Here is a 10356-nt window from a genome sequence, read left to right as displayed (position 1 = left end):
CTGCTGGACCTTGCTGATCTGTCCAGAGACGGGCACCTCGGATCGGAGATCCACTGCAGGGACTGTCCTGGCCGCCACACTCTCGTCGGCATGACAGGCCGTCGAGCCAGCACAGACTCGACCACCGTGACTGGCTCCTCGCCAGTCTGCGCCCGTTCGGCGGCAGATGAGTTCGATGCTGATCATGTAGGTTTGACCGTTCTAACCGAGTATCCAGAAGGTCGGGTTACAGGCCAAGATCGGCGAATGACCGAATCCTGGACGTCTCGCCATTTCAGCCTGACGAACCCGCGTGACGACGGCAGCACCGATCTCCCCAGGCTGCTGAGGCGAATGGCAGACGAGATCGAGGATCTCGACCTCGACCCGATGGACATCCTTGACCTGACGATCGCCCAGGAGATAACCGAGGACGGCCCATGGTGGTCCGCAACGCTCTACTGGTCACCGGATGCCGGCGAACCAGACGCTCCACGGCCCCGATAGCACGTTGCCGGCGGCAATAGAGTGCCTTCAAGTGTCGTCGCGCGTCGTATCGGCCGTGTCCTGCTTCGCCGTATCAGAGGGTGGGAGGTGCAGCAGATGCCGCAGTGCGCCGTTAGCGCTGGTGCCCCGAATCGCAGCAGTGCGCCCGATCACCAGGAACACCTCTCGGTCCACCCTCAGTGGGAAGGTGTAGGGACCAGACGGCATGGTGACGGGAGCCGGTATTTTCCTGGCAATACCGACCATCGCTTCTGTCAACTCGTGAAAGCGCTCCGGGTCCACGCCGACACGGTCTTCGAAATCGGTGTCGGGCACAAGGGATCGCAGCTCCCCCAGCGCGCTGATGATGACCATCAACTCCGCTTTACTCAGGGTCAGCAGGCAGTCGTCGCCTCGTTGCTCCGCTTTCATCTTTCCCCCGGCACGTACCGTTGGGCCTTCAAGAAGTCCTCCTTGAGCATCACAGTTACGTGGTGATTCTGAGGGTTCTGAGGCTTCCAGTCGATCCTGATACCGAACGCTTCTCCCGCCACCTGCAGTTGAAGGAACCCGAGGAGCTCAACATCGCTCCGCTTCGAGCGCCGGACATGCTCGGGTCGAGGCGACGCGCTGAGCGACGCCGTCGCCGACCTGCGGATCCGGATGCGCCTCGACGGGCCCTTCGATCTACGGGACGCTGTGGTCGTCGTTCGTTCCGCCGGAACCGGCGAGGATGCGACAACGTTGGTCGTGACCGTGCTGCGGCGATACCTCGAATGGGCCGAGCGGCACGGCCACGGCGTCGGTTCGAGTCACCCATCTGCCGACCGGCCGGAGCGTGTCGTTCCGTAACGACGCGCGGGCGGGGCAACAGCGGGAGGCCGCCTACCGGGTGCTCCGTTCGCTGCTGCTCGTCATGGACGTCGACAACCGCGACTGACCACGGCCCTCAGTCGGCCGATGGGCCGTCCTGCTCGTACTCGACCGCGGTGTCATACCTCGCTGCGCGCCCGGATCGCGGCAGATGAGTCAAGCCGTCACGACCAAACTCGAGGTACGAGAAACGTGTCACCGAGCTAAACGGTTCGTAACACGGTCCGCCGGGTAGCGATCGGATAACGGGCACTTATAGTGAGGCATGATCCCCTGGGTTGAATCGGGCGGCGGCCCGTTGGTCGTCGTTCCCGAGACATCACTTCGTGACTGGCGCGGCGCCGATCCAGAAGACCTCGATGACGAGGATGACGCTGCACGAGCTTGCGCCGTTGACGGCTTTGCTGGCGTCGTCGCGGTCGGCCAGGAAGGGGCACAGGCCCTGGTGCTCGGAGATGATCCGGCAACTACCTGCTATGTGCCGGAGATGCGAGCGTTTGTTCGTTGGAACGCTGCTCACAACGCGGATTCGCTGATCAACGCGGCTCGCGCACTCGTGGCTGATCCGACCGCCGAATGGGACGACTGCGGAGTCTGGGAGACTGACGGGCCGGCGGTGCTCATGGACGCTGGGGAAGACGGCGCCCAGCCTTGGTTCGGCACACTCGTGCCAGTGATGATCGAGGCAGGTCGTTGGAAAATTCTTGCCGCCTTGCACGAATATCCCCATACGTGGGTCACCGTTGTACGGCTGCTTCCGCACGAGCAATGACGCAGAGCCAGGAAAATGCTGAGTGCCAGCATAAGACTCGTACCGCTTGTATCGTCGTGGCGCGGATAACGCCCTCTCATCGGCAGATCCGTGCATTCGTAGGGCCGCAGGCCTTTCGTCGACGGATCGCCCGATCGTCCGGCTGACCGTGCCCACCTGATCCGAAAGGCCGGTCCGCTATCCGCCGATGCGGCTCAGCAGCTCCTGAAGCAGCAGGCCGCGACGGACGTCGAGGGTGTGCGGCACACCGGAGCGCACGGCGGTGGCGAACTCGGCGCGCAGCACCGGCCAGCATTCGGCGTGGTCGACGGTGGCGAAGTCGAGGGCGAGGGTGCCGGAGGGGCCGAACAGTTCGATGCCGGCCCGGGAGGCGGGCAGGCCGACCGCGCCGGACAGGGAGAGCTGGCTGACCGCGCCGCCGCGGTGCCGGCAGGACAGTTCGATCCAGCGGCGGCTGTCCCCGGTGGCGTGCAGGTCGTCGATCGGGCCGAGCGCCGCGTCGACCAGGTCGAGCAGGTGCGGGCCGAGGTCGTGGAGGGCGCCGCGGGCCAGGCGCCAGCCGGTCGCCGCCGCGCCGCCGAGGAAGGCGCCGTGCAGGTAGCGGGACTGGGCGCCGGTCGCGTCGAAGCCGGCGGCCGCGGCCAGGAAGGCGCGGGTCGCCGGGTGGTAGCGCTTGGTCAGCACCAGCTGGGTGACCACACCGGACTCGGCGACGGCGTCGGCCAGGGCCCGCGCGGCGTCCAGGTCGAGGGCGATCGGTTTCTCCAGCAGCAGCGCCTTCCCGGCGCGGGCGGCGCGGGGCGCCAGCGCGGCCTGCACGTCCGGCGGCACGGCGAAGGCGACGGCCTCGCAGCGGTCGAGCAGTTCCTCGTACGACGCGGCGGCGTGTGTGCCGAGCCGTACGGCGAGTTCGGCGGCGGCGTCCGGACGGCGGGCCCAGACGGCGGCGAGCCGGGTCTGCGGGCCGGCGGCGAGCACCGGGCCGTGCATGGTCGCCGCCCACGGTCCGGCCCCGACCAGTCCCACCTCGACAGGCGTAACCCTCATACCGGACATTCTGCGGGGTACGGGTCAGCAGGTGACGGGTTCCGCGGCAGGCATCATCCGGGCGAGTTCGGCGTCCACGGCCGCCGGGGCGTACACCTGGTCGACCACCATCGCGTGGCCGCCGATCACCACCGACTGCGAGCCGAGGCGGCTCGTGCCGACCTCCAGGTGCCGGGTCGACCGGGGCAGCGCGCTCTGGTACAGCACCTCGCGGACCCCGGTGACGAAGTGGATGTCGGCCAGGTCCCCGGCGATGATGAGGACGGCGGGGTTGACCATGCACACCACGGTGGACAGCACCTCGCCGACGAGTTTCCCGGCGGTACGGGCCAGGTGGACCGCCTCGGCGTGCCCGGAGCGGATCCGCTCGACGAGTTCGGCGCCGGAGGACGTCGGGGTGCCGGCGGCGGTGAGCCGCTGGGCCAGGGCGAGTCCGCTGGCGACCGCCGCCAGGCAGCCGTACAGGCCGCACTCGCAGCGGGCCTCGCGGTGCTCGTACAGCCGGATGTGGCCGATGTCGCCGGCGCCGCCGTCGATGCCGCGGTACACCTGCCCGTCGATGACCACTCCGGCGCTGATCCCGGTGGCGACCTTGACCAGCACCAGGGCCGGGCAGTCGGGGTGGTTGGCGGTCTGTTCGCCGAGGGCCATCAGGTTGGCGTCGTTGTCCACGTACACCGGCCGCTGCCAGGCGCGGCGCAGCCGCTCGGCGATCGGGTAGCCGTCCCAGCCCGGCATGATCGGCGGCTGGGTGACCATGCCGAAGTCGAACTCGACCGGGCCGGGGACGCCGACGCCGATGCCGCGGACCTGCCCGGCGTCCCATCCGGCGCGGGCCAGCACCCGCTGGAAGGCCCCGTCGACCCAGCCCAGCACCGCTTCCGGCCCCGTACCTATCTTGATCGGCTCGTGTTCCTCGGCCAGCGGCTGGCCACCGAGGTCGACGACGGCGGCGCGGGCGTGGTTGCCGCCCAGGTCCGCGACCAGCACCACGCCGTGGCCGGTGTCGAACTCCAGCAGTTCGGCGGGCCGCCCGCCGGTGGAGCCCTCGACGCCGCACGCCCGCAGGTAGCCGGCCGCCCGCAGCACGTCGAGGCGCTGCGTGATGGTGGACCGGGACAGGCCGGTGTAGCTCTGCAACTCCCCGCGGGTGCGGGCACGCCCGGTGCGCACCAGCCACAGCAGGTGCCCTGCCGAGTTCTGGTTGACCCCCCACCTGTCCCTGGCGGTCAGCACCGTCCGCCACTCCTCGAGACGTTCATCTGTTCAGCGTAGGCATCCGGCGGCCCCGCGGTGCCCGGGGTGGATTTGCGACCCTATCGGGTTTGACCTGCGACGACGCGGCATCGGTGGGTCGTCGCGACGGGTCGGGAACGGCGACGGCATCGACCGTTTCACCCGCCGGGGCGGCAACTATTGCCCGACAGTACGACAGAAGTCGCCCAGCTGATCAACCTAACTTCCCGCGTTATGCCGCGCGGCAGCGGTTATTGCGATGAAATGTCCGAGTGTCTCAGACAGTGCAGATCACCGCGCCACGTCACGTCGAGGTGATCGATCAGCCCTCTCCCGAGCTGCGCGCCGGTCAGGTGCGGGTGTGTACCACGTTCTCCGGCATCTCGGCCGGCACCGAACTGACCGCCTACCGCGGCTCCAACCCCTACCTGAACAAAGCGTGGGATCCCGACCTGCGGATGTTCACCGACGGCATCGGCGGGCTCAGCTATCCGGTCGCCGGGCTCGGCTACTCCGAGGTCGGCCATGTCGTCGAGGTCGCCCCGGATCTCGCCGGCGACCCCACCGTCCCGCCGGTCGGCGCGAACGTGTGGGGCATCTGGGGTCACCGCGCCGAAGCCGTCCTGCCGGCCGAGAAGCTGCGCGGCTGCACCGTCCCGGTCGGTCTCGACCCGATCGCGGCGACGTTCGCCCGGGTCGGCGCGGTCGCCCTGAACGCGGTGCTGGCCGCCGACGTCCACCTCGGCGAGACCGTCGCCGTCTTCGGCCAGGGTGTGCTGGGCCTGCTCGCCACCCGCCTGGTCCGGCTCTCCGGCGGTACGGTCGTCGCCGTCGACGCGGTTCCCGGCCGCCTGCAGAAAGCCCTCGAATACGGGGCCGACACCGTGCTGGACGCCCGGGACGGCACCTCCGGCCAGCAGATCCGTAAGCTCACCGACGGCCGTGGCGCCGACGTGGCGATCGAGATCAGCGGCTCGTACCCGGCACTGCACGAGGCGATCCGCTCGGCCGCCGTCGGCGCGCGGGTCGTGGCGGCCGGCTTCTACCAGGGCGACGGCGCCGGGCTGTCACTCGGCGACGAGTTCCACCACAACCGGGTCAACCTGATCTGCTCCCAGATCGGCGGCGTGCCCGCGGCGGTCGCCGGGCGCTGGGACCAGTTCCGGCTCAACCAGACGTTCCTGCGGCTCGCCGCCGACCACCAGATCGACCCGGCCGGCCTGGTCAGTCACGTCGTCCCGGTCAGCGACGCGGCCGACGCCTACCGCATGCTGGACCAGAGCCCCCACGAGGCCCTTCAGGTGGTGCTGACCTTTCCGTGACGGCTCATTGCGGATGCGCCCGGAACCGTCTCCGATACACCCCTGATCTCCTCCGCAGCGGTCTCCATGGAAGGAACTCGATGATCAAGATTGCGTGTCAGGAACAGCTGCTGCCGGGGCGGACCCTGCAGGAGAAGGACGCGTTCGCCCACGACGCCGGGTTCGACGGCATCGAGTTGCGGGCCAAGGGCGACCACGCGTTCCGGGACCGGCTGCCGGAGCTGCGGCAGGCCGCGCGGGAGGGTGTGGTGATGCCGTCGGTGTGTGTCGACATGGCGCACTTCTTCGGCGCTTTCGATCCGAAGCTGCGGCGTGACGCGATCGACCAGTTGAAGTCGCAACTGTCGGTGATCGCCGAGGTGGGCGGGCCGGGCGCGGTGGCCTGCACGCCCGCGTCGTGGGGGATGTTCTCGCGCAGGCTGCCGCCGTTCGAGCCGCCGCGCAGCGAGGAGGAGGATCGGGTCGTGCTCCTCGAAGGTCTCGCCGAACTCGGTGAGCACGCGGCGCGGGAGGGCGCGATCCTCGCCCTCGAACCCCTCAACCGGTACGAGGACCACATGGTCAACCGGCTCGACCAGGCGGCCGAACTGATCGACGCGGTCGGGCTGCCGTCCCTGCGGATCCTCGCCGACACATACCACATGAACATCGAGGAGGACGAGCCGACATCGGCGCTGGTCGCCGCCGCGGCCCACCTCGGTCATGTGCAGGTCAGCGATTCCAACCGGTTCCAGCCGGGCGCCGGCCACCTGGACTGGGCGGCGCTGCTGAGCACCCTCGACGCGATCGGCTACGACGGCTGGCTCGCGGTCGAATGCCGCCTGCGCGGCGAACCCGCCACGGCCGTCGCCTCGATCCCCGGTTTCCTGCGCCGCAACGACGTCTGCGTCCCCGCATGACGACCTCCACCAGGCGGTCCCCGCTCACCGCGCCCCCGTTCACTCCCACCACCGCCGCACTCCCCACTGCCGCTCTCTCCCATACGGGACGCGGTGCGGATGCCGAGCTGGATCGTGCCGCCCGGCGGGTGCTCCTCACGAACTGGCGGGGGCACGCCACCGTGCCCGCGGCCCGGCTCTACCCACACCAGTGGAGCTGGGACTCGGCGTTCGTCGCGATCGGGCTGCGGCACCTGTCGCCGATCCGGGCGCAGCGGGAACTGGAGTCGCTGTTCGGCGCGCAGTGGCCGGACGGCCGGGTGCCGCACATCGTGTTCGACCCGCACGTGCCCGCGGACGCGTACTTTCCCGGCCCGGCGTTCTGGCAGGCCGACTCCCAGGGCACCCCGACGTCCGGAATCGTTCAGCCACCCGCGCACGCGCTCGCCGCCTGGCTGACGTTCCGGGCCGACCCGGCGGCGGCCCGGGCCCGCGGCTTCCTGCCCCGGATCTATCCGCGCCTGGTCGCCTGGCACCGCTACCTGACGACCCGCCGGGACCTGACCGGAAACGGACTCGTGTCGATCGTGCACCCCTGGGAGTCCGGTCTGGACAACAGTCCCGCCTGGGACCTCCCGCTGGCCCGGGTGACACCGGTGCCGACCGGCGAGTTCACCCGCCGGGACCTCGACCATGCGGCCGCCTCGGAACGGCCGACCGATACCGATTACGGCCGCTACGTGCGGCTGGCCCGCGACTACCGCGACGCCGGTTACGCCGACTCCCTCTCCGGGCACGGTTTCGCGGTGGAGGATCCGCTGTGCAACGCGCTGCTCGCCGCGGGCGAACACGCGCTCGCCGCGATCGCCGCGGAGGTCGGGGCCGATCCCGCGCCACACCGTTCGTCGGCGGAGCGGTTGACCCAGGACCTGACCGATGTGTTGTACGACCGGGGCAGCGGCACCTTCTTCCCCCGCGACGCACACACGGGCGCGCTGCTGCGAACGTACTCCATCGGTGGTCTGCTGCCGTTGATCGTCCCTGATCTGCCGGTCGCCGGCGCGCTGATCGAGACGGCACTCGGCGACCGTTTCCGCCTGGCCGAGGCCTGCCCGCCGCCGTCCTATGATCTGATCGCCGTCGATCACGACCCGGTCAAGTACTGGCGTGGCCCGGGATGGATCAACACCGGCTGGCTTCTCTGGTACGGGCTGCACCTGCACGGCTCCGCGGAACTCGCCGACAGCCTGCGCCGCCGCCTGCTGGACCGGGTGCGCCGGTCCGGCTTCCGCGAGTACTTCGACCCGCTGACCGGAATCGGTCACGGCACCGACGACTTCAGCTGGACCGCCGCCCTGGTCCTCGACCTGCTCCGCACGCCGCCCGGCACCGGTCCGACCTCGCTCGGCGCGGCCGGCCTGTCCGGATCACGGCGGATCTCGTCCGGCTGGTCGTCACGGCTGTCTCGACGGCCCGGAGTCAGCCGTGACGACCAGCCGGAGAGCACCGCAACCGCCCCCGCCCGCCCCGGGACCGGCACTCCCGATGTGGCGCCCGGTACGTGAGCGGGTTCTCGGTGGTGGCGGGCACCACCTGCCTGCTGACAGCGGCGCCCGGCGGTGACGTCACCGGCGACGGTACGGACGGCTTCTTCGTCGACGACTGCCGGCACCTGTCCCGCCTGGTGTTGCGGGTGTCCGCCCCGGCATTGCGGGCGCTGCGCGCCGACGCCACCTCCGCGGTGTACGTGCCGCAGGCGGAGCGGCACACCGATCCGCCGTACACGCTGGTCCGTCGCCGGCGGGTGCGGCCCGGCCGTCTGATCGAGACCCTGGAGCTGACCGATCTCGCCGGGGCCGGACAGACGGTCGAGGTGGGTTTCGAGGTGGCGGCCGACTTCGCCGATCAGTTCGAGTTGCGGTCGGCCCGGGTGTTCGGCAAGCCGGACGCGCTCCGCGGGTACGAGGCGGGCGGCGGGCGGCTGACCTACTCGTACACCCGAAGGGGTTTCGCCCGCACCACGGTGATCGACACCGCTCCGGCCGCCGCTGTCGTCGCGGTCACGGACGACGGTGCGCCCGCTCAGCCGGCCGGGGCGTGTCACGTCACCTGGGCGGTGGTGGTGCCGCCGCGGGGCACGGTGACGGTGGAGATCACCGTGTCGGCGGTGCCGGAGGGGCGCGCGGAGCCCGACATCGCCGGGCCGCTCCCCGTGGTGGTCCGTGGTGACCTCGCGAGGTGCGTCCATCAGGGTCTCGCCGATCTCGACGCGCTGAGCATGCCGGTGCCGGATGTGCCCGATGCGGTCATGCCGGCCGCCGGAGCGCCCTGGTTCCTCACCGTGTTCGGCCGGGACAGTCTGCTGGCCTCGCTGTTCGCGCTGCGTCATCGGCCGGAGCTGGCGGCCGGGACGTTGCGGGCGCTGGCCGCCACCCAGGGCCGCATGGTCGACAACTCGCGGGTGGAGGAACCCGGCAAGATCATTCACGAGACCCGGCGCGGGGAACTCGCGACGCTGGGCGAGGTGCCGTACGCCCGCTACTACGGGTCGGTCGACGCGACCCCGCTGTTTCTCATGCTGCTCGCCGACTACCACCACGTCACCGGCGACGACGACCTCATCCGGCGGCTCGCGCCGGCCGCCCGCGCCGCCGTCGGGTGGATGCTCGGACCCGGCGGCCTGTCCGGCGGCTATCTGCGGTACCGCACCGACCTGCCCGGCCTCGTGCACCACTGCTGGAAGGACTCCGCCGACTCGATCGTCTTCGCCGACGGCAGGCCGGCCACCGGCCCGATCGCGGTCGCCGAGGCGCAGGGGTACGCCTACCGCGCCCTGCTCGGCACCGCCCGCCTCGCCGCCCGCGTGTGGGACGACCCCGCCTGGTCGGTGACCCTCAGCGCCACCGCGACCGGCCTGCGGGACCGGTTCGCCACCGACTTCCGCCTGCCGGACGGTTTCGTCGCGCTCGCCCTCGACGCGTCCGGCGCCGCCGTCGACGCGGCCGCCTCCAACGCCGGTCACGTGCTGTGGTGCGGCCTGCTCGACGACGACTGGGCCGCGGTGGTGGCCGCCCGGCTGGCCGGCGACGACTTCTTCTCCGGCTGGGGCGTACGCACCCTCGCCGCCGGTCAGGCCCCGTACCATCCGCTGTCCTACCACCGCGGCGGCGTGTGGCCGCACGACACGGCGATCACGGTCGCCGCCCTCGCCGCCACCGGGCACCGTACCGAGGCGGAGATCATCGCCGACGGCCTGATCGCCGCCGCCTCGCACACCGGCGGCCGCCTGCCCGAGGTGATGACCGGCCTGACCCGCGAACCGGGGCACGGCCCGGTCCCGTACCCGCATTCCTGCTCCCCGCAGGCCTGGGCCGCCGCCGCTCCCCTGCTCCTGCTCGATCTGTGACCAGCCCCGGTCAGGTCGTGTTCCGGCCGGGGAGGATGCGGATCCCCGGCGTCGTCGCCGGGAACCGCCCGCTCCTGCCGGTCAGCGAACAGGCGGCCGGTCGCCATACCGCCGCGAGACCGGCCTCGTTTGGCGTACGCCGTTATCGTGGCGCCTCGACGGCGAACGGCTGTTGGTCATCGGCAGCGTTCTCACCGTCGCGATCTTGGACGATTCACCATCGATTCCGGTGGTCGATCGCCCAAGATCTCCAGAGGGGGCGTCCGCGTCGTGGAGATTTTCTCGGTGCGGCGCATCCATCCGCGGGAGTGGGAGCGAAGGAACGGGCGTACGCAACACCGACGATCCATTCCTGGG

The 10356-nt window shown here is 70.7% G+C and carries 9 protein-coding genes; 6 read left to right on the top strand and 3 right to left on the bottom strand.

All coding sequences use genetic code 11. The features are described from left to right. The first annotated feature begins 246 nt into the window (after window positions 1–246). A complete protein-coding gene (locus tag Aut01nite_RS41100) occupies window positions 247–486 on the top strand; it encodes a hypothetical protein (protein ID WP_043529701.1) in 240 nt (79 codons plus the stop codon). A gap of 27 nt (window positions 487–513) precedes the next feature. Here the strand turns inward: Aut01nite_RS41100 and Aut01nite_RS41095 are convergent, their stop codons facing one another. After that, the gene (locus tag Aut01nite_RS41095) at window positions 514–897 is read right to left on the bottom strand and encodes a hypothetical protein (protein WP_043529703.1); all 384 of its coding nucleotides are present in this window, start codon (window positions 895–897) and stop codon (window positions 514–516) included. A gap of 706 nt (window positions 898–1603) precedes the next feature. On the opposite strand from Aut01nite_RS41095, the gene Aut01nite_RS41090 reads away from it, so the two are divergent. Beyond that, a complete protein-coding gene (locus tag Aut01nite_RS41090) occupies window positions 1604–2110 on the top strand; it encodes an Imm21 family immunity protein (RefSeq protein WP_083999650.1) in 507 nt (168 codons plus the stop codon). 177 nt (window positions 2111–2287) lie between these two features. On the opposite strand, the gene Aut01nite_RS41085 is transcribed toward Aut01nite_RS41090, so the two are convergent. Together Aut01nite_RS41085 and Aut01nite_RS41080 are read right to left on the bottom strand one after the other, a co-directional pair. After that, complete coding sequence (locus Aut01nite_RS41085) at window positions 2288–3157, bottom strand: Gfo/Idh/MocA family protein (protein ID WP_052164264.1); 870 nt, start codon at window positions 3155–3157, stop codon at window positions 2288–2290. Window positions 3158–3181: 24 nt separating this feature from the next. Continuing rightward, window positions 3182–4393 (bottom strand): ROK family transcriptional regulator, encoded by a 1212-nt coding sequence (locus Aut01nite_RS41080; RefSeq protein ID WP_201775593.1) that lies wholly within the window; start codon window positions 4391–4393, stop codon window positions 3182–3184. A 272-nt stretch (window positions 4394–4665) separates the two neighbouring features. Between Aut01nite_RS41080 and Aut01nite_RS41075 the strand changes: the two genes are divergently transcribed. The 4 genes from Aut01nite_RS41075 to Aut01nite_RS41060 all read left to right on the top strand — a co-directional run bounded on the left by Aut01nite_RS41075 (window position 4666) and on the right by Aut01nite_RS41060 (window position 9999). Then, on the top strand, window positions 4666–5715 hold the full coding sequence (locus Aut01nite_RS41075) for a zinc-dependent alcohol dehydrogenase (protein WP_043529708.1): 1050 nt from the start codon (window positions 4666–4668) through the stop codon (window positions 5713–5715). An 80-nt stretch (window positions 5716–5795) separates the two neighbouring features. Further along, window positions 5796–6614: a sugar phosphate isomerase/epimerase family protein gene (locus Aut01nite_RS41070; RefSeq protein WP_043529710.1), complete on the top strand. Its 819-nt coding sequence runs from the start codon at window positions 5796–5798 to the stop codon at window positions 6612–6614. After that, the gene (locus Aut01nite_RS41065) at window positions 6611–8158 is read left to right on the top strand and encodes an MGH1-like glycoside hydrolase domain-containing protein (protein ID WP_152628958.1); all 1548 of its coding nucleotides are present in this window, start codon (window positions 6611–6613) and stop codon (window positions 8156–8158) included. Before Aut01nite_RS41070 ends, Aut01nite_RS41065 begins: the two co-directional genes overlap by 4 nt. Further along, window positions 8155–9999, top strand: a complete 1845-nt coding sequence (locus Aut01nite_RS41060; RefSeq protein ID WP_052164266.1) for a glycogen debranching N-terminal domain-containing protein — start codon at window positions 8155–8157, stop codon at window positions 9997–9999. Before Aut01nite_RS41065 ends, Aut01nite_RS41060 begins: the two co-directional genes overlap by 4 nt. The last annotated feature ends 357 nt before the right edge of the window (window positions 10000–10356 follow it).

Source organism: Actinoplanes utahensis (assembly GCF_016862455.1).
GTDB lineage: Bacteria > Actinomycetota > Actinomycetes > Mycobacteriales > Micromonosporaceae > Actinoplanes > Actinoplanes utahensis.
This window is presented reverse-complemented; position numbering and strand designations above follow the sequence as displayed.

What these genes read in the sequence shown, in the direction of transcription:
- Aut01nite_RS41100 (WP_043529701.1), top strand. Translation starts at nt 247, where the DNA reads ATGACCGAATCCTGGACGTCTCGCCATTTCAGCCTGACGAACCCGCGT.
- Aut01nite_RS41095 (WP_043529703.1), bottom strand. Translation starts at nt 897, where the DNA reads ATGAAAGCGGAGCAACGAGGCGACGACTGCCTGCTGACCCTGAGTAAA.
- Aut01nite_RS41090 (WP_083999650.1), top strand. Translation starts at nt 1,604, where the DNA reads ATGATCCCCTGGGTTGAATCGGGCGGCGGCCCGTTGGTCGTCGTTCCC.
- Aut01nite_RS41085 (WP_052164264.1), bottom strand. Translation starts at nt 3,157, where the DNA reads ATGAGGGTTACGCCTGTCGAGGTGGGACTGGTCGGGGCCGGACCGTGG.
- Aut01nite_RS41070 (WP_043529710.1), top strand. Translation starts at nt 5,796, where the DNA reads ATGATCAAGATTGCGTGTCAGGAACAGCTGCTGCCGGGGCGGACCCTG.
- Aut01nite_RS41065 (WP_152628958.1), top strand. Translation starts at nt 6,611, where the DNA reads ATGACGACCTCCACCAGGCGGTCCCCGCTCACCGCGCCCCCGTTCACT.